Genomic DNA, 1,371 nt, shown 5'->3' on the forward strand with positions numbered 1-1,371 from the left:
ACCTGCTGGCGGAAGGGGTGGCCGCGGCCCCGGACGGTATCGCGATCCGCGCGTCGGGCACGGAGATCACCTACCGAGATCTCGACGCCCGGTCCAACCGGTTGGCACGGTTGCTCATCGAAGCGGGTGCCGGTCCGGAAACGCGCGTCGCGTTGAGTTTGCCGCGATCGGCGGAGGCCCTCGTGGCGTTCTGGGCGGTGGCCAAGACGGGCGCCGCGTTCGTGCCCATCGACCCGGACCTGCCGACCGACCGGATCGTGCACATGCTCACCGATTCGGGTGCGTTTGTGGGTATCACCCTGAGCGGGTTGGTCGTGGATCTTCCGGACACCACACGTTGGATAGTCCTCGACGCCGAAGAGACGATAAGGCGGTGTGCAGGCCTGGCGGACGCGCCGATCGCCGATGAGGACCGTACTTCGGTGCTGCGACCGGACAACACGGCGTACATGATCTACACGTCGGGTTCGACTGGTGTCCCCAAGGGCGTCTCGGTTACCCACGTGGCGCTGGCGAACTTTGCAGCCGCGGCCCGACCGGAGCTCGGTGTCACCGCGCAGTCCCGGGTACTGCGCTTCTCGTCGGCGAGCTTCGATGCCTCAGTCTTCGAGATGCTCCAGGCGTTCAGCGCGGGTGCCACCATGGTGGTAGCGCCTGCGGGCATGGTAGGCGGCTCCGACCTGGTCGACCTGCTGCGCGACGAACAAGTGACTCATATGATTTCGGCTCCTACGGTGATGAACACCGTCGACCCGCGGACGCTCGAGCACCTCGAGGCCGTGGTGGTGGGCGGGGACGTGTGCACCCCGGACCTCGTTGACCGGTTCGGTACCGTGTGCCGGTTCACCAACAGCTATGGGCCCACCGAAACGACGATCGTCGTGACCGCTGGAGTGCCGTTGACACCGGGCAGCCCGATCACCATCGGTAGGCCACTCCAGGGTGTGGGCGCCGTGGTGCTCGACCGCAGGCTCAGGCCGGTCCCGGTGGGGGTTGTGGGCGAACTGTATCTGGCCGGTCCGGGTCTGGCGCGTGGATACCACGACCGGACCGCGTTGACGGCGGAGCGGTTCGTGGCCAACCCCTTCGGGGAATCAGGGCAACGCCTCTACCGTAGTGGCGACGAGGTGCGCTGGGTTCAGTCGGACACGGGAGAAGACTATGCTCTCGAGTTCATCGGCCGGTCCGACTCTCAGGTGAAGATCCGGGGCTTCCGCATCGAACTCGGCGAGATCGATGCGGCGTTGGTCACTCAGGACGGAGTCGACTTCGCGGCGACGGTCGTGCATCAGACCACGGGCGGCACCACGACTCTGGTCTCGTACGTGCGCCTCGAGTCGGGTCGCGACTTCGATACCACCGCGATCATCG

Annotated in this window: 1 protein-coding gene; it reads left to right on the forward strand. The window is 66.4% G+C overall.

Annotated elements, in window-relative coordinates:
- Positions 1 to 1,371, forward strand: a 1,371-nt coding sequence (locus RM2_RS23125) for an amino acid adenylation domain-containing protein (RefSeq protein ID WP_139277937.1), incomplete at both ends; no start/stop codon positions are given.

Source organism: Rhodococcus marinonascens NBRC 14363, from assembly GCF_001894885.1.
In the GTDB taxonomy this organism is placed as follows: Bacteria; Actinomycetota; Actinomycetes; order Mycobacteriales; family Mycobacteriaceae; genus Rhodococcus_F; species Rhodococcus_F marinonascens.